This window comes from Acidaminococcus sp. (assembly GCA_022482815.1).
GTDB lineage: Bacteria > Bacillota > Negativicutes > Acidaminococcales > Acidaminococcaceae > Acidaminococcus.
Genome location: JAKVOM010000001.1, coordinates 743,486 through 768,961, shown reverse-complemented (window position 1 = coordinate 768,961; position 25,476 = coordinate 743,486). Strand labels below are relative to the sequence as shown.

Sequence of the window (25,476 nt, the reverse complement as noted above, 5' to 3'; positions counted from 1 at the left end):
CAATGCTGTTTTCCGCGTTTTGACACCCGCGTTTTTTCTGTGTTAAAATCATTCTGATTAGAATCTAAATATTTTATTTTTCATTCCTGAAAGGAATTGTCATGGACACTCAAAAACTTGAATATTTTCTGCGTCTTTACGAAAACCGAAATATTACGCACACGGCCAAGGAACTTTTTATCACTCAGTCAGCCCTGACGAAGATGATTCAGTCGCTGGAAGAGGAATATCACTGCAAGCTCCTGACCCGTTCCCGCAAAGGTGTCGGTTTCACGCGGGAAGGAGAACTCTTTGTCAAACTCTGCCGGGATATCCTGCAGCTTGAAAGCCGCTTTCGTGAAACTGTCACAGCTCCGGAAAATGCCGTAACCGGGTCGCTCACTATCGGGCTTTCCCTGAACTACATGAACCATCATTTCCCGGCCTTGCTGCAGCGCTTCGTAAAAGCGTACCCCTATGTGCATCTCTCGGTCATTGACGGTCACAGCGAAAGACTTTACAGCGATCTTCTGAACCGCCGGCTCGATGCGGCCGTCATCCGCGGAGAATATAAGTGGTCGGACACCCGCATTCTTTTAGATTCGGAGCCCTTCTACCTTGTCAGTACCCATCCCCTTTCCCAGGAGATGTTGAAACAAGAGCCTTATATCGGCCACCGGACAGATTCGGATACGATGTTTCATATTGACCGCTGGTTTTTCGAGCATCACCTGCCGCTGCCTGATGCTGCCATGTGGCTCAGCAGCATTGACGCCTGCCGGGATGTGGTCCAGAAGGGAACGGGATGGTCGATTCTTCCGAAGATTTGTCTCGATACTTTCAGAGGAAATTTGAAGCCTATCATTTACGCCGACGGAACGCCTTTCCTGCGCAGTACCTACGTCTTGGTTTCCCACGGGCAATCGGAACTGCCGTCCATGAAGGCTTTTCTTTCGGCTCTTCGTGCCTACCATCACATTCGTTAGGCTTCCTTCAATTGTCATTATAGAGGATTACAAATATTCAGTAAAATGGTCATTTTTCATTTTTACCATTCTTTTTAGGAATGATAAATTCCTGACAAAAAAGCAGCCTGCAGTCTCTGATGAATGCATTGAAAATCATGATTTTCGCGTTTATAATAAGTAAAATTAACTTGCTTGCAGTATCACCTGCGTGTCACCTGAAGGAGGATGATGCTTATGGATAACAACAAAAGTCTGAATGGCCTCGCCGCCTGCCGCGCATTCCTGGAAGATCCGGTTCTGGCCCGCATCGAGGCGCTGCAAAATGCTCCGGCGTCCGAACTGACTGCCGCCCAGGCAGCAGCAGCCTCTCTGCTGCTGCAAAAAGCAGAAGACCTGCCGCTCACCGGAAATGCGGTACAGGCCTATCTGATTTATCTGCTTGCAGAAGGCAATTTTCCTGCCGCCGAGGCCGTGGAAAAGGCCGGCCGTGCCGGAAGCAGCCTCCAAAAAGCTTTCGCGTCTGACCTGGCCATCCTGTGGCCCTATCTGGTAGAAAAACCCTCGACCTATATGGGTACGGATCTGTTCGACGCTTACGAACCGGCCGGCGGCAGCGTACCGGCATATCGTGAAAAGCTGCAAAATGTATTACTGAGCCAGAAAAATGCCGAAGAGGCTGCCGGTGCCCTGATTAATCACTACATCCACTGCGGACGCGGGCCGCTTGCCCGTTATACCGCTTTCCGTCTGGATGATGAGGGGCATTTCATCGGAATTGACCCCTTTCCGCCTTTTGCCTGGGATGACCTCATCGGATATGCCGCTCAAAAGGAGAAATTGCTCGCTAATGCGGAAGCCTTTCTGGCAGGCCGTCCTTACAACAATGTGCTCCTGACGGGGGCCCGCGGGACGGGCAAATCCACTTCCATCAAAGCGCTTGTAAGCCGTTTCAGTGAGGAAGGACTGCGCCTCGTCCAGGTCACCCGGACCCAGCTTCCCCTGCTGCAGGAACTGATGGAAAAATTGGGTGTCCTGAAAAGCAAAAAGTTTATTTTCTTCTTTGACGACCTCTCCTTTGATGAGAATGAAACTGAATACAAATATCTGAAATCCGCTATGGACGGCGGCGTTTCTCCGCAGCCCTCGAATATCATGCTGTGCGCTACCTCAAACCGCCGTCACTTGCTCAAGGAAACGTGGAAAGACCGCAGTGACGAACTGGACGAAGTTTACCGTGATGACAGCACGAATGAATCCATCTCCCTGTCTGACCGTTTCGGCCTGCATCTGTATTATTCGACCCCGACCCAGGACGAATACCTCGCAATGATCGACAACGAACTGAAAAAGGCCGGGATTACTCTGCCGCCTGAAACGCTGCGCATTGAAGGCGTACGGTGGGAAATGGAACACTCCGGCCGCAACGGACGCATTGCCCATCAGTTTGTGCGGTGGTATCTGGGAAGAAAGTAAGGCATATATCCGCGCAGATGCAGACTTTCACGAAAAACTACTGTGCCAGTTTGACGAATTTCTGACTGCAGTTTGACTGTTAGTGACGCTTGTGTCCTTCACTATTGTATTATTTTTAACACTATTCTCGTTTTTATTACACTTTCAAAAAAATATTTTAAAAATCCGTTGACAAGTTAAAAGTTTTTCGTTAGAATGCGTTTGTGTTCATCGAGAGATGACTTCTCCAAGTGGACAAAACTTCATATCCAAATCCGATGATGGGAAAGAGTAACCGATCAGGTTGATTTGCAGAGAGCCGGCGGCTGGTGAAAGCCGGTAAATCACAGATTAGCGAAAATCCTCCCGTAGGAGATGTGCTGAAGCCTTATTAAGCACAGACGGCTTTTCACCGTTAACAGAAACGCGTATGTTAGTACGTAGTAGAGTGCTCAGTCCGGGTAACCGGCTGGGAATCAGGGTGGTAACGCGGAATTTTAAATCCGTCCCTCGCAGTGCGGGGGACGGATTTTTTATTTCCCTACAACATAAAAATCTGCCAAAAATAATTAAACGGAGGTAATGAATCATGGCAAAAGTGTATTATGATCAAGATGTAAACTGGAGCGTTTTGAAGGATAAGAAAGTTGCTATTATCGGTTACGGCAGCCAGGGACATGCCCATGCGCTGAACCTGAAAGAAAGCGGCGTTTCCGTTGTGGTTGGCCTGTATAAGGGCAGCAAGTCCATCGAAAAAGCCAAAGCAGCCGGTCTGGAAGTAAAACCCGTTGCTGAAGCCGTTGCTGAAGCTGATGTCACGATGGTCCTGATTCCGGATGAAAAACAAGCTGATGTTTACAAGACCGAAATCGGTCCGAATCTGAAACCGGGCAGTGCTCTGGCTTTTGCTCATGGTTTTAACATCCATTTCAAACAAATCGTTCCGCCTGAAAACGTAGATGTCTTCATGGTTGCTCCGAAAGGCCCGGGCCATCTGGTTCGCCGTACCTTTGTAGAAGGCGGCGGTGTGCCTGATGTCTTTGCCGTAGAACAGGATGCTACGGGTAAATGCTTTGACCTGGCCCTCGCCTATGCACGCGGCATCGGCGGTACTCGTGCCGGCGTTATCCAAACGACCTTCCAGGAAGAAACCGAAACCGACCTCTTTGGTGAACAGGCCGTTCTGTGCGGCGGTGTCTGCCAGCTGATCACCAATGGTTTCGAAACTCTGTGCGAAGCCGGCTATCAGCCTGAAATCGCTTACTTCGAAACCTTCCATGAAATGAAACTGATTGTCGACCTGATGTATGAAGGCGGCATGGCCAAGATGAGAAAATCCATCAGTGATACGGCTGAATACGGCGATTATGTTTCCGGTCCGAGAGTCGTTACCCAGGAATCCAAGAAGGCTATGAAGGAAGTTCTGAAAGACATTCAGGATGGTACCTTTGCCAAGGAATGGCTCCTTGAAAACCGTGCCGGCGGCCGTGCACACTTCCTGGCAATGCGCCGTCAGCATGCAGAACATCCGATTGAAAAAGTCGGTGCCAAGCTGCGTGATATGATGCCTTGGCTGCATGATAATGACAAAAACGAGTAATTAAAAAAGGTTCTTCACGGTTTTTTCGGGAGTATACCCCTTACGGTCGGAATTGAGAGGTAGCGAATTAACGTGAAAAAGTACTCATCATCTCTGTATCCGTACGCTCTTCTTTTTGCCACTTTAATCTTGTTGTTGAAGCCTTCAAGCTTCCCTGTGTTTATCGGGTACAGGGCATGGTTCACCAGTCCGTCTATTCTTGGCAGCTTTATCTTAGCAAACCTAACCAGGGCCGGAATCCCGCTGCCCAGTGCTGCTTCAAACCAGCGCTTCCATCCTGCAAGAGCCTTGTCATAGTCCCTTAATTCATAGAGGGCTATCATCTCTTCCTTCATGGAATAACATATTGCCAGATCCTCGTGCTCTGCAAAGATGTCCTGCAACGCTTCTTTGCCCTTAGGATTCAGCTTATCTTCATTGGTGAGTAACGGCCAGCGGACTTTCTTCAATGTGCGGTAGTTCTTCTTTTCCTCGGATATCCGCTCTTTTAAAACCGGCTTGTCTTCATTGCTTGCGTCTTTTAATGCTTCTTGCATGTCTCTGGCTTTATCCCTATGCATTCTGGCCTCATCAAGTCTTACTACACCTAATACTTCCTTCCCGAATTGAGCCTGCATGTGGTAACGATCATACACGACCTTAGCTTGCGGCAGATGTTCTTGTACCAGCTTGTTGTAGGAAGCGTTCATATCCATGGCGACTGCCTTGACCTCTGTCAGCTTCGTCTGATCATATTCCTTGAAGAAATGCTCGAAGTCAGCTATCGCCCGACCTCTGCCAACCCAGAGAATATAACCTGTCGCTAAATCCATGACGCAAGTGGCATAAGTGTGTCCCTTATGGATAGCAAACTCATCGATGGCCAGGAAACGGGGCCTGTAAGAGGTCAGCTCCAATTCCATTTCATATTTATCGAGAGATTCATCCATGAGCTGTTTGTGGACATAGCGAATCGTGCTCCAGTGAATTCCTGACATCTTAGCAATTGCATTGGCAGGGATTCCATTACGAAGCAGCGTCTCAATCCAAAGGGAAGCCCTCATGGTAATGCGAGTTCCGGGATATTTAAAGGGAGTAGGCTCAGTGATGGTTGCATGGCAGCAGGAGCAACGGAAGCGATGCCCTTCAAAGCGGATTATCCTGGTATGCTCAGGATACGCAGGGAAGCTTTTCAAGTAGGTGGAAAATGGCTCGTAAGAATACATTTTCTGACCACATTTAGGACAACAGAAGTCGGTATATTTCTTTTCACTGCAAATAACAATCTCCTGGCTGTCATCAAAAGGGTCTTCCGGCATGAAGACATTGTAAAAGACATCTTGACATTCTGCATTATTTTGAATAGTGTAATTAGTAAAGGACATTTTCTCCTCCCAAGGTATGGTTTCGACGATTATATTTTGGAGGAGTTAATGTCCTTTTTCAATAGTCAAATGTCTTTTAGTCCACAAATTTCCGTGAAGAACCTTAAAAAAGGGGGCTGTCGCAAGTGACCGATTTTTAATCCCTGAAATAACTTGCTAAAGGCCCCAATTTGCCTTACTTTTTAGTTGGATATGTTTTGAGATGAAAAAAGGGCGCACGAAATTAAGCAACCCTAAGTTGCTTTTTTTCGAGCGCTCTTTTTGTATCTTTTAGGCCTCTTTTTTCAGCGGATATAAGTGCAAATCCTCTTTGCCGTCTTGAACTTTGTGATGGACCTTCAGGACATTCCGTGCCATGGCACATATTCCCACTGTTACCAGGGCATTTCCTTTGCCTCGGGTTTCTAATCTTCTGACGTTTAATGAATCCTTGAGATCCGCAAAGGCTCCTTCTGCCTGTATACTGCGGTTCATCCTCAGTTCCTTACCATATTCGGAAGTAATGTTCTTCAGGGATTCTGCCCTCAATGCAGCAAAATTCTTCGAGACCACTAATTTCTTGTTTCTTTTCTCCATAGGTGTCCTGCAATTGTTCCCATGGATGCACTGTTCCTTGTAGGGACAACCGCTGCAGTCCTTACATTCGTAATATGTTTTCTCTGACACATATCCCGACCGGTTCTTTACCTGGGTTACTTTGCTGACTTTCAGCAGTCTCCTACCTTTACAGATATACATGTCTTGATCAGGCAAATATGTCATGTTTTCTGCTTTGCCGATGTCGTTCTTATACTTTTTCCTCTTGCTTCTTTCATAATTGTTAGGCTTGATATATGAAGTATACTGATTCTTCTTCAGCCAGACCAAGTTCTCTTCGCTTTCATAGCCTGCATCGGCTACAATGTTTGCAAATTTCTGACCGAAGTGGGCTTCAAATCCTTCAAGAAAAGGAATGAGTGTCCGCATATCTGTGGGATGTGCACTCACATCTGCAAACAAGGTAAAACCGGAATTGTTTGCATATTGGACATTGTATCCCGGCTTTAAGGCGCCATTAAGCATGGCATCTTCTTTCATCCTCATAAAGGTAGCATCCGGGTCTGTTTTGGCAAAGCTGTTCCGTTCCCCACAGATGTGAAGCTGCTTCGTATACACCTTAAGCCGTTTGAGATAGTTAGCTAAAATCTCATAGTACTTCTGTAGAATGGTCTTTCTTTTCCCACATCCGTGAACAAACTCGATTCCCTCAGCCCGCTTTATGACAAGCAGTTTTTTTAGGAGCTTCTTTAAATGACGGATGTGGAAAGTGTTTCCGTAACAGACCTTGATTCCGAAACGTTCCTCGATTTCGGGAACCAGTTGCTCCAGTTTCTCTATGAGTTTGTTCTGGCTGCCTAAGACTCTGTTTTTCCAAACAAATTTGTACTTGTTTGCCACAGATTCAATTTTTGTCCCATCGATGAACAGGCTATCCAGAGTGATGAAACCGCGAGCCAGCAGCCATTTATCCATCTGAATCATGAGTTTCTTGATACATGGTTTTAGATGGAGGGAACAAAATCTTGCAATGGTTGCATTATCCGGAGCTTTTTTCCCATCTAAGAGAAACATGAAATGAGTGTCTCTTTTACAGGATTGCTCTATCTTACGCGAACCACGAATTCCTTCCATACATGCATAAATGACGATTTCCAGCAGCTGAATTGGTGACGTTAATTTATTCTCGACATGAGAATACGTGTCATACAATGCCTTTACATCCATCCCTTCTACCATGGCACGCACCAAGCGAACAGGATCGTCATTAGGGATTTGTACTTCAAAATTTAGAGGAAGAAAAAGTTGATAAGAACTACCAATTTTTGTATAATCCTTTTGTGTAGGTTTGTTTTTTTGCATATTTAAATTCTACACCAAGGCGCGGTCTCATTCAATGAGGCCGCGCCTTGCTTTTGATACAAAAGAGGCCGTCGCAAAATGCGACAGCCCCCTTTTTTCGCAGGTCGTCAGTCGCTGGCCGCAGGTCGCCCGTGGAAGAAAAATTGCCAGCGCATTTTTCTACGAACTTATAAAAATAAAACCTAAAATTCAGGTTATCTGCTGAATTTTAGGTTTTTATTTTTTATTTAAATCAAAAGCCTTACCACACTGCTGCAGACGAGGCTAAATGCAAGATGCTAAAGGCCAAATGCGCCTTTTACTTTTCAATGCCTACTGTTAATCTGAAAAATGAGGAGCTGCCGCAACTATATGATGCAGCAGTTCCTCATTTTTTCAGTCTTTTAATGTTTTTCTTTATAAGCAGCGTACTTTTGTCTTGTCTGAGCAATCAATTCAATGATTTCAGCCTCGTCGCCTTCGTAATTCAGCTTTTCCAGCATAGGTCCGAAGGTTTCCAGCGGCAATTGGGCATCTCCCTTAATGCCTTCTTCCACACTCGTACAAATCACGCTCGCTACGAATTCGCTGATACCAAAGGAAACTTCCAGGCGGCGGCAAATTTCCCGTGCTTCATTTTCCGAATCCGTTTCCGAGATAATCTTACCGAGATTCTTTTCGCACTCCCTGATGGTCTGATCCAGATTTTCGTCTTTCTGTTCTCCGAAATATTTCCGAGCCATACGGAACATAGCAAGCGCGTAGAGAGGCTTTTTCCGGTGCTGATAGTAGGTGCCGTAATTGAGAAAACAATGGGCAATAATCTCCGTCTGCACGGCACATTGATGAGCTGCCTTGGTCATCGTCAGCATTTTATCATAATGCTTATAACTTTGTTCCAGTGCTGCATACATCAGGTATGTCGGAGCCGACACGGGGTTCCAGGCAATGCTCTGTTCAAAGAGATCGGACGCCATTTCTTCATTGTCGGCAGCCCAGACGATAGCACCCATTTTTGCGTACAGTGTGCTGACAGGAATTTCTACGAATTCGTAGTTATCGTTGTCGTATAAGGAGTAATGACGGGAAAGGAAGAGAGGAAATTCATAAGGGGCGCAGGGAGAGCACAGTTCCATTCCCTTTTTATCGTCATAAAATCCGTTCATCTCAAATTCTTCCAACAGCGGGAAAATGATTTTGGCAGCCCCTGCCATGTCTTTACGGGCAATCAGCTGATCTGCCTCTTCGATTTTTTCATTGCAGCGGGAAGCAAACTCTTCACGAGCGCCGGCTGTCGGACGGGGTTTATTCTGCTGTTTAGCCTTAGCCTCTTCAATCAGCCGGTCAAGGCGGGGCATTACAGCTTGCCATGACGGATCCTGTCCGAACTCAGCCTTGATTGCCTCCAAAAATGGCAAGGGATTTCCCTTGTCAGGCAGCTGAGCCAGGAAAGTATCAAGGAATTGGTCGGCCTTATCCTTTTCCGACATTGTTGATTCATTACCGCCCTGGAGAATCTGGAGATTAGGTTTATGAGTTGATTTTGCCATTACAAAAAGTCCTTTCGTACTTAATTAAAAGGTACTGCATACCGTTTTATATGTCCTTTTATTTTACCATGGAGCGAATGGAAATCATAGGAAAAACATCCGTTCCCTCGGTGACCGGAGATTCACGAATTTCCACTCTTTGCAGGAAGGTGTGCCGCAAGTTCCGCAAGTGAAGTCGGGAAGTGCACGATTTCGGTATAAGGATACGCCAGGAATTCCCGGTCATTAATCTGTTGGAAAAAGGTTTCCATCAGGTCATAATACCCGTCCACATTATAAAAGAAACAGGGTGCGTCGGTCTTTCCCAGGCGGCGCAGCGAAATTACCTCTGAGATTTCTTCCAAAGTACCCGGGCCGCCCGGAAGCGCGATAAAAGCCTCCCCCAGCTCAATCATCTTCGCCTTGCGCTGTGCCATGGAAGGCACCGTATAGAGAGCAGTAAGGCCTGTATGTGTTTTTTCCGGCGTATGCAGAAACTCAGGAATCACACCAATGACCCTTCCGCCGGAAGCGAGCACTGCATCTGCCAGCGTCCCCATCAGGCCAATTTTTCCGCCGCCGAAAACCAGGGTATGTCCCTGCGAGCCTATCCATTGGCCAAGCTCCTGAGCCGCTGCCCGGTAACTGTCCCGATTGCCGAAAGAAGAACCGCAGTATACTGTAATATTCATGAGGTATGTCCCCTTTCCTGACCCGATTGCCGAAAGCCTTGAGGGCTTCACCGATTACAGTCTCTATGATATCACGGAAATAAAGACAAAAAAATAAAGGCTCTCGATATTTCGAGAGCCCGTTCTTGCATCTGGAGCTACCGACAGGATTTGAACCTGCGACCTGCTGATTACGAATCAGCCGCTCTACCAACTGAGCTACAGTAGCATCAACGGGATGATTCTATCATAATTCTGCAAAATTCGCAAGCATTTCCCTTATTTTTTTAAATCAATCAGATGGAAATCGCAGCGATTCATGTCCAGCATATGGGCAGCCAGACCTTTTGCCCGTTCAAGATCCGCCGTGAAGCAGACATCGGCGCGGCCGTCACCATCCGGATTCAGCAAATCTTTTTCCTTCAAGTCTTCCATAGCATCCGCTGTTGTCATTTCCGCGGGATCGAGAATCGTCACTCCGCTGCCAAAAGCTGCCTGGATTTCATCCTGAAGAAAAGGATAATGCGTACAAGACAGCAGCACCGTATCCACATGATGCTGTTTCAGTAAATCTACATACTCCTTCACTGCAGCTTTGACCGCAGGCGTATGGAACTCACCGTTTTCAATCAGCGGCACAAGCTTGGGGCAGCCTTGCCCGAATACCTTGACTTCCGGATCAAGCCGCTCAATCTCAGCTTTGTGGGCTCCCGTAGAAACTGTAAAATCCGTCGCCATAAAGCCCACAAGATTATTCTTTGTGACGCCTTCTACCATACGGGAACCTTTGTCCATGCCAATGACGCCGAAATCGTGTGAACCACGGATGACATCGGTACCAAGGACGGTAATGGTATTACAGGCCACGACCAGCTCTTTGATATGCCTGCGTTCCAGATAGTCCGTCATCTCACTGACAAACTTGATAATCTCTTCACGAGAACGATCACCATATGGAGTCCTTGCTGTATCTCCTATGAAAATGAAGTGCTCATGGGGCATCTTTTCCTGCAGCCATTTCAGTACGGTCATGCCGCCAACGCCGGAATCGATGACGCCGATAGGTTGCGATTTGTTCATCGTAAGACCTCCTAAAATATCGCTCCGTTCCATATCACGGAACTGAAATCCAAATTCAGTCCCCTTTGCGTCCCTTATTATACCATACTTTACAGGGTTTGGGGGAACAAGAGCCGCGCCGCCGATTGCCGTAAAGCATGGGGCTGCGGTTTCTCATTCAAGACGTTCTAAGTCTCACGCCGTGCGGCGAAAAAGGAAATATTATAGATGCGTTCCGAGCCAAAGCAGGACCCTTTTCTGCATTTTTCGAAACGCCGGAAACAAAAGAATAGAGAAAGGCAGCCGCTGCATTCATGCCATGCCAAAATCGGGAGAAGGCTGCCTGTTTTTTTTCACAGCGCACCATCCATTACCTTATTTCGATCTTTGCCGATATCCTCCCTGAGCAATCAGCTTCTTTGTAATTTTCAAACTACTTTTGCTAGTCTCAATATATGTTTTGCTATTGATTTATGGAAAATGATTTTCTAAAATACTCGTAGTAATAATACTGTAACGAAAATAAATACATTTAGGAGGAAAACCATGTCAAAAGCCATCAATATGCGGAAAATTGCCATCATCGGAACCGGTATGGTCGGTTCTACCAGTGCCTATACGATTATGGAACAGGGATTGTTCTCGGAAATCGTTCTCGTCAATGCACACAGGGAACGTGCCGAAGGCGAAGCCATGGATATCAACCATGCCATGACTTTCCTCTCTCCAATGAATATCTATGCAGGCGGCTATGATGATATCATGGACGCCGCCATCATTGTCATCACGGCCGGTGCCAGTCAGAAGGTCGGAGAAACGCGTCTGGATCTGGTAAAGAAAAATGCGGCCATCCTGGGTACGATTGTCCCGGAAATTGCGAAACGGGATTATCAGGGAATTCTCCTTATCGTCTCCAATCCGGTAGATATCCTGACCCATGTGGCTTTGAAGCTTTCCGGCTTCCCCCGCAATCGTGTCTTCGGTTCCGGCACAGTGCTGGATACGGCGCGCCTGAAGTACCTCATCGGAGAACACCTCAACGTTGATTACCGCGGTGTCCAGTCTTATATCATCGGGGAGCACGGCGACAGCGAAATTCCAGTCTGGAGCAGTGCTTATGTTTCCGGTATCCCCCTCAACACGTTCTGCGAAATCCGCGGCTTCCATGAACATCAGGCCTCTATGCACCGCCTGGCCCAATCCGTCAAGGACAGTGCCTACGAAATCATCAAACGCAAAAAAGCCACTTATTACGGCATTGCCATGGCCGTGCGTTATATCTGTTCCGCCATTGTCCGGAATGAGAGAAGCGTACTGCCGGTCTCCTGCTACCTGGAAGGCGAATACGGCCTCAATGACGTCACACTGAGCGTGCCTGCTATTATCGGCCAGACCGGCATTCAAAAGATCCTGCCTTTTTCCCTCAACGAAGAAGAAAGTGCAGCTCTGCATGAATCGGCACGCATTCTGAAAGAAACGGCCGACAGCCTGGATTTGAAGTAGCACCAAGGGGCTGTGCAATAATGCGTACACATTATTGCACAACCCCTTTTACGCAGGTCGCCGGTTGATATGCTCCCCTTAAGACGGAGAAAAAAATTATGTCAATGTTTTAAGGAGGCATGTCATGGTAAAGAGCAATAATAAATTCATCTCTCCTGAGATTAAACTTAACGCTGTCAAAGATATCCTTGAACACAGATCCAACACCTACCAAGTGGCTAAAAAGCTTGGTATCCGGCGGCAGAACGTTTCTGTTTGGGTAATGAATTACAAGAACGAGGGTGCAGAAGCCTTTTCCCCGAAAAAGGGAAAGAAAACCTATCCCCTTTCCCTTATGGAAAATGCCGTTAAGGATTATCTGAATGGTAAAGGCAGCTACATTCAAATCTGTAAGAAATACAAGATCCGTTCCCCCAGGGTTCTTGCAGACTGGGTTAAGCATTATAATATTCATGGAGAATTAGATTCTTACGCTTATCAAGAGAGATGTGATAAATCCATGAAAGGTAAGGCAAGTACCCTTGAAGAACGCTGCAAAATCGTCAAGGAATGTCTGGAATCCAACCGTGATTACCGTTCTGTAGCCGAAAAATACGGTTATTCCTATCGTCAGGTCTACAACTGGGTTAAACGCTACGAAAAGGACGGGAATTCAGGACTGGCCAACCATCAGGGTAGACCCAAGAAGAAGCCGATGGATCCTTCCCACAAGGAAACAAAAGATGAGGAACTGGTGCGCCTGAGACAAAAAGTCAAGGATCTCGAATTGGAGATTTTGCTTCTAAAAAAACTGGACGAGTTGACGAAAAGGAATCGCTTTCGTTGACTCGTAATCGTAAGCAGTATGAAGCGATTCAAGAGGTTTGCGAGGAAAATGGGGCTTCCGTGCAAAAGTGTTGTGCTATCCTGCACGTTTCCCCCTCTGCCTACTATAGCTGGCGCAAGACGCCCCTTAGCCTGAATGAGCTCATAAACAAGGGGATCTGCTGCCATATTCTCAGGCTTCATATTAAATATCCTGAAGCGGGATACCGCATGATGGCTGATAAATTAAGGGAAGAATGCAACATCGATATCTCTGATAAACGGTGTTACCGTCTTTTTCGTAAGCTGCATATTCATTCCCAGATTAAATGGAGACCAAAAGGCTGCACCCATAGCCGTGTAGGCAAGAACAGTCCACGCAAAGCAGAGAACGTACTGAACAGGAAATTCCATGCAGACATGCCTGACCAGAAGTGGGTGACAGATGTATCCGAATTCCGGCTTAACATTCCAGGCCCTGTCAGTGGAACTTATATTGTTAAACATCTCTATTTAAGCGCGATTTTAGATCTATATGACCATAGAATTGTATCCTATGCGATGAGTGACCGTAATGATACACCTCTTGTTATGGAGACTTTCAGGAAAGCCTTCAAACAGAATCCCAATGCACATCCATTGGTCCATACAGACCAGGGTTTTCAATATACAAGCAATGAATATCTGGAAATGGCAGAACAGTACAACTTAACAAGAAGTATGTCCAGAACCGGCAGATGCCTTGATAATGCCCCAATGGAAGGGTTCTGGGGAATGTTAAAGCGGGAAAGAATCTATATGCATACATACTACAGTATCGAAGAACTGGAGTGGGATATCCGGGATTACATTCTATATTACAATACAAAGAGAACTCAACGTAAACTGATGAGAATGTCCCCGATGGCGTTCCACAATTTCTATGCCAGTGCTGTTTAAGAATATGTAAGAAATGATACATTTTTAAGCAGGATTTTGAAATGTTTTAGTCTCCGCTTGACGGGGAGCACACCAGGTCGCTGGCCGCGTGTCGCCCGTGGAAGAAAAATTGCCAGGGCATTTTTGAACGAACTTATAAAAATAAAACCTAAAATTTAGGTTATCTGCTAAATTTTAGGTTTATATTATTTTATTTGAATCAAAAGCCTTACCGCACTACTGCAGACGAGGCTAAATGCCATGCGCTAAAAGCCAAAAGCGCCTTTTTATTTTTTCACAGCCCTTTTTAATTTACTTAGCGTATTTCGTAGGCATAATCTCAGGAGGAATCGGGCAAACATATTTCTCACCGTGCAGCCGCTTTTTCAGCTCTGCTTTGGCATCGGCAATCAGCTGCGGTTGTTCCATTGCCTTACGGGCGCTTTCTGCCATCACTTTAGCAGCGTAGAAGCACCCCTTGAGCGCCGTACTGCTCTGCCCTTCTGCCACCCACTGCCAGGTATGGGCACTGGTCCCGACCGGGAAAGTAGCCGCATACATCTGGGCTGTTGGCGTCACATAGCTGACGTCGCCCACATCGGAGGAGCCCATCATGGTAATTGAGTTGGGCATGAACGGCACGATAAATTCTCCGTACCGATCCTTACTGATCAGTTCTTCCAAAATCGTCGGATCCGGCACCGGCGTCATGCCGGGATCATGAATCACGTTGAATTCCGGCACAGTTGCCTGGAATTTGTCGTAATAAGCTTTTTCGGCCTCGGTACGCTTCGGAGCCCCGACTTCAACCATCGTATCATACATCAATTTCGCCAGTACATCATTCCGGACGAGATTGGAAACAGCTTTATCAAAGCGGACGGATACCGTCGTTTCTGTCATTAACGCTGCACCCTTGGCAATATTGACAACGCGGTCATACAATTTTTTGGTTTCAGCGTTCGTCTTCGACCGAATAAGATAGAGTACCTCAGCCGTAGGCTGAACTACATTCGGAGACACACCGCCGGTATCAAGGATTGCATAATGGACGCGTTCATAATCCGCCATATGTTCCCGCATATAATTGACGCCTACGTCCATCAGTTCCACGGCATCCAGGGCACTACGTCCATTTTGGGGTGCCCCTGCCGCATGAGCAGCCCGTCCCGTAAAGGTAAACGCTGCCTGAATATTAGCCTGGTTACTGCCTGTAGCCACACTGTTCTGAGTTGCAGGGTGCCAGGTGAAAGCCGCATCCACATCATCAAAGCAGCCTTCCCGGGCCATATACGTCTTGCCGCTGCCGCCTTCTTCGGCAGGGCACCCATAGACACGAACCGTGCCGGCGCCCGGATGAGCTTTTAAATAATCCCGGAGCAGAAGGCCCGCCCCCACTGCAGCCGTCCCCAGGAGGCAATGTCCGCATCCGTGGCCGGTAGTGCAGCCCGGACGGGGTTTCTTTTCTGCCGCATCCAGTTCCTGGCTGAGCCCGGAAAGTGCATCAAATTCAGCCAAGATGGCAATAATCGGATGACCGCTGCCATATTCTGCGACATAGGCCGTATCAAGGTAAGAAACGGGCTGCGTCACCGTGAATCCTTCCTCTTTCAGGAATTCCATCATAGCACGGGCAGACTTTTTTTCAGCAAACTTTAATTCCGCCGCTTCCCAGATGGTCTTGTTGAGAGCCTTCAATTTTTCCTCATACGCTTCAGGCAGATATTCACTCATCGCTTCCCCATCCCTTTCTTGTTCTGATGGCACTATGCACTCTAACGTCCTGCAGCCTGTTGTCTTTTTATTGACGTTTGGCATCCAGTGCCTTGAGCAGCCGCTCCTGCGCCAGTTTATAACAAGCATTCACGTAATCACGGCCCGTCTTGGAAACAAGCTTGTAGCCGATAAAGGCAGCCGTTGCCTGTCCTACTACCGGTACGACTTTTAAAAATGTCCGGGCCACCAGCTGACGGCTGGCATTTTTTAAGATCATGCGAATTCCTTCGCGGCTCATTCCGCCGAGGATCAGTTTTTTATCTTTCAGCGAAAGCTGTTTGCTTTCCCGAATCATAGCCGGCGTAATGCCGAAAGCCTGCCGGATAGATGTATACATCTGATACAAAATCATGAGATCCACCGTCACATCAAGAACCATCAGCGGATTCAGTCCGTTATAGGCCGAATAGGTGGAACTGCGGCGGACAAAGCCCATCGCCGCTTTTTTCTTTTCTTCCAGTTGTTCCCTCGTCTTGGCTTCTGCCGTAAGGATATATTTTTCCCGCCGGGCCTCATCCATTTTACTCAAAATAACGTCATTTAAGTGGCCGATACCCTGGCAGTCATCCTTGCGTGTAGAAACAAAGACAAGGTCAAAATCGTTCCGTCCAAGCTGGAATTCAATATCCCGCCGGATGGATGCCTCGCTTTCCTCCAGCGTCCTGCCTTCTTCATAGATAAGATCGATCTTGTTGCGGACAAAGATGCATGGCTTTTTCATGGCTTCCAGAAGTCTGAAAAGCCGCGTATCGGCAGCCCGCAGTTTATCGGAAAAGACGCAGAGGAACAAGTCGTACTGAAAAGGCTGGAATTTCTCCAAAAACGCCTCTTCCGGAAAACCAGCTGTCCCGTATCCGGGCAAATCGATAAAAGTCACGTCGCCGTTTTCAACGACCACGGCATCCTTCGTCGTATCCGTTTCTTCCCCGGTCTCCACGGCTTTTCGTCCGCAGACAGCATTGATAAGGCTCGATTTACCACTGCCCGGCTGGCCGAACAGAACGATGGTCACATTCTCCTCATCTATAGTTTTCAATTTTTCTTTCAAAGAATCAATTTCACTTGTCATGCGCACCCCACTGGATTTCTGTCTGCAGACGCTTATCCGCAAAGTCATAACACGTCCGGACATATTGTTTGCCTATATAGTACATACTTCCGGCATTGATGCCCATAGCTGTGGCTGCACCGGCAACGGGGAGCAATTTGGCAGCCCGCTCGCCGGCCTTTTTGCGGAGCAGCAGGCCCAGCGCCTTGGACAACCGTTCTCCGGTCACGCCGCCGGCCATTTTACGGATGAGGGCCGGTGCTTTGCCTTCCGGAGGTACATCCCAGGCACCAAGACTGAAGGCGTCACGAATGCCCTGGTACATATTTCTCAAAATGTGCTCATCAATCGTCGCATCCATGCCCAGGACAGGATTAAGTCCATTTGCCGCGGCAAGAGCGGTGTAACGGCGCACCAGCTTATCAGCAGCACGGCGTTTCGCCAAAAGGGTCTGTTCCGTATAGGCCTTGATATGGCGAACATAGCGGTCACGCCGGGCCGGCAGCAAATGGTCTATGATAGCGCTCTGCAGCTCCGGTATGCCTCGCGTTTCGGCCGTACCCCAGTTCTTGCGGCAGCTTGTGAAAACAATAGTGGCCTGCGGTCCTACTTTATGGAACACGTCATTACGGATTGCATATTCTGCATCCGCCAATTCTTCCTCATTACGCGGAAGTCCGTCTTTTTTGTTACGGACAAAAATACATACCCGTCCAAGGCTCGTCAGTCGGTTGAAGAAATCCGTATCCGCATCGGATAATTTACCGGCAAACACGCAAAGAAACAAATCGTACTGCAGCGGATCGAACGTCGAAAAATAGGAATGAGCAGGGAAACGGGCCGTATTATATCCCGGCAGATCCACATAGACTACATCATCCGTCTCGATGATCTGTGCTTCCTGGGTCGTATCCGTTACTTCACTGACCTTCGCCAGTTTCTTCCCTGTCAGTTCATTAACAAGGGAACTCTTCCCTGCACCGGGCTGGCCGAACAAACAAATCTTGATTTTTTTCTGCCGGTCTTTCTGCCAGGCCTCGAAGAAGCGCATAGCCAGTTCCCGATATTGGTCAGGCGGCGGAAGGATGTCCTTCAGGCTCTTTTGAGGAGCTTCCGCTTCCTGTGGTTTTTCCGGTTCCGGATTACTCCTGCGGGATCGTCCTCCGAATCGTTCTGTTAATTTATGCAGATATTGCGAACGTAGTTTGGCTAATTTCATTTTCGCGCCACCTTCTTTTCCCCATTATGGAATAAGCTTTTAAAATTTGTTTATAAAAAAAACAATTTTTGCAATTATTTAATTCAAATTATAACATATACAAGTGTATTTTTGATGAAAAGGTAAAAGAAGCGGCAATAAAACAGTGCCGGAAATCATCATACGAGATTACTTTATCGGGGAAATGTTAACAGAAAAATCAGATTCATCAGCAGGTTATATTTCACAAAATTTTTCGACTTCTTTATGGCGAAACCCGGCAGTTTGTATTATCATTAAAGAAAACAAAATTGTTCTTTCCTGCGCAATAGGAGGAGATTACGATGGTAAAGAAATTTAAGTTTAAACAGCGCGCGGTCGCGCTTGCGGCAGCTGTCATGCTGACCCTTGGCGGAGCCGCGGCACCTGCCACAGTACATGCATTTGACTGGGGTGATGCAATCGGTGCTATGATCGGCGTCACGGCAGAATATTCCATGTTAAACGATCAGGTAAACTACCTCGATGGAAAGGGCCGTCATGAATTTCTGCAGTCGATGAAAGACAAAGAAGGCGTTTCTGACGATTATGCGGCCAACGCCATGCTGGACCGCGTCATGGGGCGTCTGACCACGGTCATCGGTAAGGAAGATCCGAAGCTCGCCGAAAAACCGTATAACTATTTTGTCAACAATAACGAGAATTTTAATGCCTACTGCACGCTGGGCCACAATCTTTCCGTGAATATCGGCCTCTTTAAGATGCTGGACTACAATGAAGATGAAGTTGCCTTTGTCGTGGGGCACGAACTTGGACACGGTCAGAAAAATGACCCGGCAAACGGTGTGAAAAAGACTTTCCCGCTGGCTCTTCTGGCCGCGGTTGCCGGCTCCCAGGGCAACATGCTGGAGGCCGTCGGAGCCAATGTGCTGGCCAATATGGGATCGGCTAAAATGATTACTCTGCCGATGGAAAAAAGAGCGGACGTACTCGGTTTTGACTATGCCTCCAAGGCCGGCTACAACCCCGGAGCCGGTGCCGCCCTGTGGCAGCGCGTCATCGAAAAAATGGGAACGCGGAAACAGTCTTTCCTGGGCTCCGTATTCAATCCTTCCGATCACCCGGGCAACGAAGCACGCCGCGACCGTTATGCAAAACGGATGTATGAATTCAGCGGTGACCACGTGGCAGTGGATAAAGAGTCCGGTGCTGTTGTGGTCAATAAAAAGACCATCGGTCAGCCGGCCGCCACTTCTTCCATGAGTGCACGCGAACGTTCTTATACTGTTGCAGGCAGACTTGCCAAAGTGTACCACGATCAGCCTGAAACGGTTCTCTCTGCCTCCAGTGACGGTTCCGATCTTTACTTTGGCGGGACCCGCATTATGCGCTTTACTGCAGGCGATAACGAAGCAGCCTGGGTTCAGAATCTCAACGCGGCCGTTAAGCCTGAAGATGACAAGCTTCTGAAAAAGAAAGCAAAAGAAGAAAAAGAGCAAAAAGAGAAGCAGGAGAAGGAAGCCAGAGAGGCAAAGGAGCTAAAAGAAAAACAGGATAAAAAAGTAAAGCAGGAAACGAAAACATCTTCCAAAGATACTCAGACTAAAACAACATTTCGTCAGCGCGTAGAAGCATATCGTGCTGCACGCGCAGCGCAGGAGACAAATAAATAGTACGAGGGGATAACGTCCTCAAGAACCAATAGCTAAACAAAGGGGCTGGGAAATGCATACGTATTCTTTCCCAGCCCCTGTTTCACGCTTTCCGCAGCCCGCCGTCCGCATTCCGCCCGTGGAAGCAAAATGACCAAGGTATTTTTCTTTGAACTTATAAAAATAAAACCTGGAATTTAGATTAACTGCTAAATTTCAGGTTTTATATCATATTTCACTTGAATCAAAAGCTTTAACACGCTGTTGCAGACGAGGCTAAATGCCATAGGTCAAATGCCAGAAGCGCTTTTTATTTTTTTCACAGCCTCTTTTACGCATCCCGCCCGTGGAAGCAATCTGACAGGTGAGTCTGCATTAAACACAAAATCACCTTTTCCGCTGTTCGTTTTGTTACTCTTCTTCCACCGGGTTGTTGGCAAGAGCCCACATGAGTTTGGTGAGCGCTGCTTCCAGCGTCATCGGTCCGCCCGATTCCACGCCGGCCTGAGCAGCCAGAATGCCCATCGGGTAAAGAGACAGATCCACGCCGTCAAAAAGGCACTGAGATACACAGATAATCCGCACGCCGGCTTTAATAGCCCGGCGGATAGCCGGCAGGAAGTTGTCCTTTGCCGTATTGACACCACCGGCGCCGTAACATTCGAGTACGAGTCCTTTATAACCTCTTGCCACCGCGTAATCAATGATATCCGGTTTAAGTCCCGGCGTAACGGTAATCGCCATCACCTTCGGCTCCACTTTATTTTCTACACGGAAGCCGCCGACGACTTCACGGCTCGGCAGATTTTTTCTGACACCATCCTTGCCAAAATACAGCACAGGCGATTCATTGACACTTTCGAAGGCGTTGAAATTACGGGTGAAGATTTTTTTAGCGCATACCCCTTTGATGACTTTATTGCCAAAAGCAATGAATACTCCGGGCAGTCCGCTGGCTGCAACGGTGAAGGCCAGTTCCAGATTGCTGCGGGCATCGCTGTTTGTCATACTCAGCGGCACCTGTGACCCCGTCAGGACAACCGGTTTGCCAAGATTGATCAGCATATAGGACAGTGCGGAAGCGGTATAGGCCATTGTATCGGTTCCATGTGTCAGGACAAACGCATCATATTCCGAATAATTATCTCCGATGACCCCGGCCCAGTCAGACCACTGTTCCGGATGGATATTACTGCTGTCTACAAGAGTCAGATCCTGTACGGTAATATCTCCCAAACGGCGCAGTTCAGGGACTGCGTTCAAGATATCATTCCCAGACAAAGTCGGTTCCAGACCGTCATCAGTAACCTGACAAGAGATGGTACCGCCTGTTGTCAAAAAAAGGATTTTTTTCAAAAATGCCATGAGTTTATCACTCCTATTTGGTATGATAATAGTATAATTTAGAATAGTTATATTATATCATGCTGCTGTGCATAGGCAAAATGAGGAAAAGCCTGCTAAGCAGCCGGCAGCATGAATGACCTGCTTATCTCCAGCAGCCAGAAAGGAGGTGCTGTCATGAACATTCATCGCTATACTACAGTGCTGTGCTGCCTTTTGGCGTCCGCAGTCCTGCTGGTTCCCGCCCGTGGGTTATCTTCCGGGGCGTCCTACGGCGATCTGTCACGCCGTTCCCGCGTAGTCACCCATGACGGCAAAACCTTCGTAACTAATCCCGTATCACCGGCAGCTTCCACCGGTTTCCTGCAGCCCTATCACCGTGATTTGTCAGAACAAATGGCTGCGGAAACGGGCGGCGGAAGTCTTTTTCCTATGACGAGTTCGGCCCTTGCTGCCACGCAGCTTACCGTTTGGAAACCAGTAACAACACTGGGAAACTTTACTCCGACGCTGCCCGCAAGTCCGACTGTACGGCCATACCTGCCCCATAATCCTCGTATCGTAGTGGTAGATCCTTTCGGAGCGCCGCCCGTAAAGCTTGCTAAACTGCCAACAGCAGTAAAATCGCCAAGCGCTGTCCAGCGCAGCACGCAGAAGAGGTCTTCCACCCCGTATCTCGTCCGTCCGGCCCGGCCGAACCAATCTGTGATAACCACGGTTAAGCCACGTCGTCGTCCGGCCCGCCCGATTTATGGCAGCGGCGCGTCAAGACCTGCCGGCGGCAGGATTCCAGTCAGACGATAGCACGAAAACGTAACTAACGTTACACTTATATGTAATACTCTCCCGCAGATTCACTTTGTTATAAACTTTTTTGAAAAAATCCTTGACAGAAAGAATTTGTTTTTGTAGAATGCACTCAAGCTCTTCAAAAAGAGCAAATATGACAAATCCGATGACGGAAAGAGTAGCTTCTCCAGTCCATCTTCAGAGAGTCGGCGGCAGGTGCGAGCCGATGAGGACAGAGCAGTGAAACTGGTTCCCGAGGAGAAGTGCTGAAAAGGATTTCTCAGTAGGCGCTTACGGTGGTCCCACGTTAGAGGGAACGCGTATGTTGGTACGTTGCAGAGTGCCCGGAAGCAGTAATGCACCGGGAATCAGGGTGGTATCGCGGAACTTTACTCCGTCCCTTTAGAAGGGACGGAGTTTTTTTATGTATCATTCCAGCCCTGACACCAACAAATCAGCCATCAGAAAAGGAGAGGAAAAAACATGGCAAAAGTATTTTATGATCAGGACGTTAACTGGGATGTAATCAAGGACAAGAAAGTCGCTATCATTGGTTATGGCAGTCAGGGCCACGCCCATGCGCTGAACCTGAAAGAAAGCGGCATCGATGTGACGGTCGGATTGTATAAAGGCAGTAAATCCATTGAGATTGCCCAAAAAGCAGGTCTGAAAGTAGCTTCTGTACCCGATGCTGTCAAAGCGGCAGATATTACGATGATTCTGATTCCGGATGAAAAACAAGCCGATGTCTACAAAGCCGAAATCGGTCCGAACCTGAAACCGGGCAGCGCCCTGGCTTTTGCTCACGGCTTCAACATCCATTTCAAACAGATTGTCCCTCCAGACAATGTAGATGTCTTCATGGTTGCTCCGAAAGGCCCGGGCCATCTGGTTCGCCGTACTTTCGTGGAAGGCGGCGGTGTGCCTGACGTTTTCGCGGTAGAACAAGATGCTACCGGCAAATGCTTTGATATCGCCCTGGCTTATGCCCGCGGTATTGGCGGAACCCGTGCCGGCGTCATCCAAACGACCTTCCAGGAAGAAACCGAAACCGACCTGTTCGGTGAACAAGCCGTGCTGTGCGGCGGCGTTACCCACCTGATTCAGAATGGTTTTGAAACGCTGTGCGAAGCCGGCTATCAGCCTGAAATTGCTTACTTCGAAACCTTCCATGAAATGAAGCTGATTGTCGATCTGATGTATGAAGGCGGCATGGCCAAGATGAGAAAGTCCATCAGTGACACGGCAGAATTTGGCGATTATACACGCGGACCCAGAGTCATTACCAGCGAAACCAAGAAGGAAATGAAGAAAATTTTGTCCGAAATCCAGGATGGTACCTTCGCTAAAGAATGGCTGCTGGAAAATCGTGCCGGCGGCCGCGCTCACTTCCTGGCAATGCGTCGTCAGCATGCAGAACATCCGATTGAGAAAGTCGGTGCCAAGCTGCGCGATATGATGCCTTGGCTGCATGATAATGACAAGAATGAGTAAGAAGAACCACCCATTGCCTGATTTTCCTGCTGCTTGTTCAAAGTCAACAGGCAGTCCAGTGGAGCTTCATAAAAATTGATTCCGCCCTCTATGTGGAAGAGCCATCTTCCACGAAGGATCTCTACTCTGCGTGAATGAAGTCTTATCTTCATTCACAACAAAAGACACTGCAAAAGCAGCCTGTACTAGTACCCCGTACAGCACCTGCCTGCGCAGTGTCTTTTGATTTATGAACCTCAGCCTGCCGGGTGACAATACAAAAAGGGGCTGTGAAATAATGATTGCTCATTGTTCACAGTCCCTTCCTCCATTCTGATAGGAAGCCAACCGACGAAAACTTCTCTTACAGCTTTCCGGAGAAGAATTTCTGAATTTCTGCCTCAGAAGCATTCGGGCTGAAGCGCTGGCCGCCTACATACTTAGCGCCGGCTGCTTTAGCCACGTTTTCACCGCTGTCGCCAATCTGGCTGGAGTATGCAGTGCAAATAGCACCCACATTCTTCCCGGACAGCTTTGCATTTTCAACAAATGTATAAACTACGGACGGTGCCTCACCCCACCAAATCGGATAAGCTACCACAACGGCCTTATACTTGGACAAATCCGCCTGATTAGCTACGGCCGGACGGACTTTGCCATCTTTATGTTCCTTGGATACACGGCTCTCAGGATTATTATAATCCAAATCCGCGTCCGTATATGGCTGGGCCGGTTTAATTTCGATAAGATCTGCCTTAAGTGCCTTAGCCGCAGTCGTCGCTAATTTCCGCGTATTACCTGTAGCGGAATAATAGACAACGGCCACTTCACCCTGCTTAGCAGCAGAAGCAGCCGGAGCTGCCTTTGCCGGTTCGCTCTTGGAAGCTGACTGGCTGCCGGCACTGGAGCAGCCCACAGCAAACACTGTAAACAGCACTGCCAATAACCCGATTATTTTTTTCATGATCTTTCTCCTTTATTTTTTTGCGGAAGTCTCTTCCGGCCATACTTCCTTTGCCATGTTAAATGCTGCCCATGCTTTCGGCCAGCCGGCATAGAAACCGACTTGTGTCAGCACACCGGCAATTTCCTCACGGGTTACGCCGTGATTCTTGGCATTTTGCAAATGGTATTTCAGAGAACTGTCCGTAACTCCCATAGAAACGAGGGATGTAACCGTAATGATACATCTGGTCTTCAAATCAACAGAAGGATCATTCCATACCTTACCAAAGAGCACATCATCATTGGCTTCGGCAAAAATCGGGGCGAAAGAACCAAGCTGCTTCCGCCCGGCTGTCTGTACAATTTTTTCGCGCTGCTGCGGTACCGCTTCTGCGGCCGCTGCCTTTACAGTACCCCCGGAAACCATCAGCATACAAGTCAATAGAACCATTACCGCTTTCTTCATCATGCAGTCTCCTTTCCAGCCGCATGACTTCCCCTGCCCCTTAGCGGAGCCAATCATCACCTGTTGTTCCGAATCCTAACAGAAACAGAATAATTTTTTTCATTATGATGACCTTCTTTCGCTCTCCGCCGGGGATGCCAGAGGAGAGTCATTTAAATTTCGGAAGCCTTCTCACAGCTTTTAGCATAATCTGCATCGGATACGGCCTCCAACCATTCGTTGGATGTATTTTCACCGGCAGGATCCATTGCCAGATGTGCAAACCAGGAATCGTTTACAGCACCATGCCAATGCTTCACATTCGCCGGAATATTGACAACTGTGCCAGGCGTCATGACCACAGGTTCTTCACCCCAGGCCTGGTAAATGCCCTTGCCGCCTACACAAATCAGCAGTTGTCCGCCGCCTTTATCGGCATGATGCACATGCCAGTTGTTGCGGCAGCCCGGTTCAAACGTCACATTAAAGATTTTGACCTGTTCCGTGGATACCGGAGCCAGATAACTTTGGCCGACAAAATATTGAGCAAAGCCGTCGTTCGGAGCCCCGATGGGGAACATGATTTCCTGCTGGAAGCGATCCTTGGCGGATAGCGGTGCTGCGTCCTTCCACACTTCTTTGGCCATATTAAAAGCTGCCCAGGCCTTTGGCCACCCGGCATAGAAACCTACATGCGTCAATGCACCTGCAATTTCCTCACGGGACACTCCGTGATTTTTAGCATTCTGCAAATGGTACTTCAAAGAATTGTCTGTCATTCCAGAAGCTACAAGAGCCGTCACCGTCAGAAGACAACGCGTCTTTACATCTACAGACGGATCATTCCATACTTTACCAAACAAGAAATCATCGTTTGCTTCCGCAAAAAGCGGAGCAAATTGACCCAGTGCGTCACGGCCGGCGGTTTGAACGATTTTCTTCATATCTGAATCCTCTCCTTATCTTAACTTGCAGTACTATCATTCGTAATTTCCTTACAATTAAAGTATAAAGGAGAAGCCGGTTTCATTCCAATACTTGTTTATCATGCTGTAGTATGCCTCAAAAGCATGCTCAGGTA

General features: G+C 47.9%; 22 protein-coding genes, 1 tRNA gene and 2 other annotated features. Of the genes, 10 read left to right on the top strand and 13 right to left on the bottom strand.

Going from position 1 to position 25,476, the window contains the following annotated elements; genetic code table 11:
• The first annotated feature begins 101 nt into the window (after positions 1-101).
• The 3 genes from LKE33_03375 (at position 102) to ilvC (LKE33_03365) (ending at position 3,999) form a co-directional block, all read left to right on the top strand.
• Complete coding sequence (locus LKE33_03375; protein MCH3949965.1) at positions 102-965, top strand: LysR family transcriptional regulator; 864 nt, start codon at positions 102-104, stop codon at positions 963-965.
• Between the two features lie 216 nt (positions 966-1,181).
• The gene (locus LKE33_03370) at positions 1,182-2,420 is read left to right on the top strand and encodes an ATP-binding protein (GenBank protein MCH3949964.1); all 1,239 of its coding nucleotides are present in this window, start codon (positions 1,182-1,184) and stop codon (positions 2,418-2,420) included.
• A 248-nt stretch (positions 2,421-2,668) separates the two neighbouring features.
• Positions 2,669-2,913 (top strand) — a binding site (T-box leader).
• 75 nt (positions 2,914-2,988) lie between these two features.
• Positions 2,989-3,999 (top strand): ketol-acid reductoisomerase, encoded by a 1,011-nt coding sequence (gene ilvC / locus LKE33_03365; GenBank protein MCH3949963.1) that lies wholly within the window; start codon positions 2,989-2,991, stop codon positions 3,997-3,999.
• 14 nt (positions 4,000-4,013) lie between these two features.
• On the opposite strand, the gene LKE33_03360 is transcribed toward ilvC (LKE33_03365), so the two are convergent.
• From LKE33_03360 to murI, 6 genes are all read right to left on the bottom strand, one after another.
• A complete protein-coding gene (locus LKE33_03360) occupies positions 4,014-5,363 on the bottom strand; it encodes an ISL3 family transposase (GenBank protein ID MCH3949962.1) in 1,350 nt (449 codons plus the stop codon).
• A gap of 270 nt (positions 5,364-5,633) precedes the next feature.
• Positions 5,634-7,262 (bottom strand): IS1182 family transposase, encoded by a 1,629-nt coding sequence (locus tag LKE33_03355; GenBank protein ID MCH3949961.1) that lies wholly within the window; start codon positions 7,260-7,262, stop codon positions 5,634-5,636.
• Positions 7,263-7,645: 383 nt separating this feature from the next.
• Positions 7,646-8,791 (bottom strand): hypothetical protein, encoded by a 1,146-nt coding sequence (locus LKE33_03350; GenBank protein ID MCH3949960.1) that lies wholly within the window; start codon positions 8,789-8,791, stop codon positions 7,646-7,648.
• A 122-nt stretch (positions 8,792-8,913) separates the two neighbouring features.
• Positions 8,914-9,462: a TIGR00730 family Rossman fold protein gene (locus LKE33_03345; protein ID MCH3949959.1), complete on the bottom strand. Its 549-nt coding sequence runs from the start codon at positions 9,460-9,462 to the stop codon at positions 8,914-8,916.
• Positions 9,463-9,594: 132 nt separating this feature from the next.
• Positions 9,595-9,670: transfer RNA gene (locus LKE33_03340), tRNA-Thr, on the bottom strand.
• A 50-nt stretch (positions 9,671-9,720) separates the two neighbouring features.
• The gene (gene murI, locus LKE33_03335) at positions 9,721-10,521 is read right to left on the bottom strand and encodes a glutamate racemase (GenBank protein MCH3949958.1); all 801 of its coding nucleotides are present in this window, start codon (positions 10,519-10,521) and stop codon (positions 9,721-9,723) included.
• A 525-nt stretch (positions 10,522-11,046) separates the two neighbouring features.
• On the opposite strand from murI, the gene LKE33_03330 reads away from it, so the two are divergent.
• From LKE33_03330 to LKE33_03320, 3 genes are all read left to right on the top strand, one after another.
• Complete coding sequence (locus LKE33_03330; GenBank protein MCH3949957.1) at positions 11,047-12,003, top strand: L-lactate dehydrogenase; 957 nt, start codon at positions 11,047-11,049, stop codon at positions 12,001-12,003.
• Between the two features lie 124 nt (positions 12,004-12,127).
• On the top strand, positions 12,128-12,829 hold the full coding sequence (locus LKE33_03325; GenBank protein ID MCH3949956.1) for a transposase: 702 nt from the start codon (positions 12,128-12,130) through the stop codon (positions 12,827-12,829).
• The gene (locus LKE33_03320) at positions 12,826-13,746 is read left to right on the top strand and encodes an IS3 family transposase (protein ID MCH3949955.1); all 921 of its coding nucleotides are present in this window, start codon (positions 12,826-12,828) and stop codon (positions 13,744-13,746) included. Before LKE33_03325 ends, LKE33_03320 begins: the two co-directional genes overlap by 4 nt.
• A 291-nt stretch (positions 13,747-14,037) precedes the next feature.
• On the opposite strand, the gene LKE33_03315 is transcribed toward LKE33_03320, so the two are convergent.
• The 3 genes from LKE33_03315 to LKE33_03305 form a co-directional block, all read right to left on the bottom strand.
• Positions 14,038-15,459, bottom strand: coding sequence for an amidohydrolase (locus tag LKE33_03315; GenBank protein ID MCH3949954.1), 1,422 nt, complete (start codon positions 15,457-15,459; stop codon positions 14,038-14,040).
• A 67-nt stretch (positions 15,460-15,526) separates the two neighbouring features.
• The gene (locus LKE33_03310; GenBank protein MCH3949953.1) at positions 15,527-16,570 is read right to left on the bottom strand and encodes a GTPase domain-containing protein; all 1,044 of its coding nucleotides are present in this window, start codon (positions 16,568-16,570) and stop codon (positions 15,527-15,529) included.
• Positions 16,560-17,768: a 50S ribosome-binding GTPase gene (locus LKE33_03305; protein MCH3949952.1), complete on the bottom strand. Its 1,209-nt coding sequence runs from the start codon at positions 17,766-17,768 to the stop codon at positions 16,560-16,562. Before LKE33_03305 ends, LKE33_03310 begins: the two co-directional genes overlap by 11 nt.
• A 145-nt stretch (positions 17,769-17,913) precedes the next feature.
• On the opposite strand from LKE33_03305, the gene LKE33_03300 reads away from it, so the two are divergent.
• Both LKE33_03300 and LKE33_03295 read left to right on the top strand, forming a co-directional pair.
• Complete coding sequence (locus LKE33_03300) at positions 17,914-18,108, top strand: hypothetical protein (protein ID MCH3949951.1); 195 nt, start codon at positions 17,914-17,916, stop codon at positions 18,106-18,108.
• The gene (locus tag LKE33_03295; protein MCH3949950.1) at positions 18,092-19,420 is read left to right on the top strand and encodes a M48 family metallopeptidase; all 1,329 of its coding nucleotides are present in this window, start codon (positions 18,092-18,094) and stop codon (positions 19,418-19,420) included. The genes LKE33_03300 and LKE33_03295 overlap by 17 nt, the downstream gene beginning before the upstream one ends.
• A gap of 390 nt (positions 19,421-19,810) precedes the next feature.
• Here LKE33_03295 and LKE33_03290 read toward each other — a convergent pair whose 3' ends face one another.
• Entirely contained in the window at positions 19,811-20,764 is a 954-nt protein-coding gene (locus tag LKE33_03290) for an asparaginase (GenBank protein MCH3949949.1), read from the bottom strand.
• A gap of 156 nt (positions 20,765-20,920) precedes the next feature.
• On the opposite strand from LKE33_03290, the gene LKE33_03285 reads away from it, so the two are divergent.
• A complete protein-coding gene (locus tag LKE33_03285) occupies positions 20,921-21,547 on the top strand; it encodes a hypothetical protein (GenBank protein ID MCH3949948.1) in 627 nt (208 codons plus the stop codon).
• 142 nt (positions 21,548-21,689) lie between these two features.
• Positions 21,690-21,937 (top strand) — a binding site (T-box leader).
• A gap of 78 nt (positions 21,938-22,015) precedes the next feature.
• On the top strand, positions 22,016-23,026 hold the full coding sequence (gene ilvC, locus LKE33_03280) for a ketol-acid reductoisomerase (GenBank protein MCH3949947.1): 1,011 nt from the start codon (positions 22,016-22,018) through the stop codon (positions 23,024-23,026).
• Between the two features lie 343 nt (positions 23,027-23,369).
• Here the strand turns inward: ilvC (LKE33_03280) and LKE33_03275 are convergent, their stop codons facing one another.
• The 3 genes from LKE33_03275 to LKE33_03265 all read right to left on the bottom strand — a co-directional run bounded on the left by LKE33_03275 (position 23,370) and on the right by LKE33_03265 (position 25,339).
• Positions 23,370-23,969: an NAD(P)H-dependent oxidoreductase gene (locus LKE33_03275; protein MCH3949946.1), complete on the bottom strand. Its 600-nt coding sequence runs from the start codon at positions 23,967-23,969 to the stop codon at positions 23,370-23,372.
• A 12-nt stretch (positions 23,970-23,981) separates the two neighbouring features.
• Positions 23,982-24,419 (bottom strand): carboxymuconolactone decarboxylase family protein, encoded by a 438-nt coding sequence (locus LKE33_03270; protein MCH3949945.1) that lies wholly within the window; start codon positions 24,417-24,419, stop codon positions 23,982-23,984.
• A 149-nt stretch (positions 24,420-24,568) separates the two neighbouring features.
• Positions 24,569-25,339, bottom strand: a complete 771-nt coding sequence (locus LKE33_03265) for a carboxymuconolactone decarboxylase family protein (GenBank protein ID MCH3949944.1) — start codon at positions 25,337-25,339, stop codon at positions 24,569-24,571.
• Positions 25,340-25,476: the final 137 nt, after the last annotated feature.